Source organism: Pseudomonas sp. AC229 (assembly GCF_979254655.1).
This window is the reverse complement of sequence record NZ_CEEDHK010000105.1, coordinates 1-235: the sequence shown is the minus strand read 5'-3', so window position 1 is coordinate 235 and position 235 is coordinate 1. Positions and strand designations below refer to the sequence as shown.

General features: G+C 66.4%; 1 protein-coding gene. It reads right to left on the bottom strand.

All coding sequences use genetic code 11. The features are described from left to right. Nucleotides 1-235, bottom strand: a 235-nt coding sequence (locus AC0IW7_RS25045) for an aromatic amino acid lyase (protein WP_471821563.1), incomplete at both ends; no start/stop codon positions are given.

Sequence of the window (235 nt, the reverse complement as noted above, 5' to 3'; positions counted from 1 at the left end):
GGGTTGTCGGAAACGGCGTTGGCTTCACGCAGGAAAATGTTCGCGGCAAAGCGCAGGTGCTCCAGGCAGGCGCCCATCACTTGTGGCTGGCAGCGCCGGGAGTAGGGGTCTTGCACGCGGGTGCAGTCGGCGTGGGATTCGCGAATCTCGCTGGTGCTGCCCAGCAGCACACGGTAGAACGCCGCCACATCAATCTGCCCGGCCTGGCCGCGCACCGCCTGGATGCGTGGGTCGA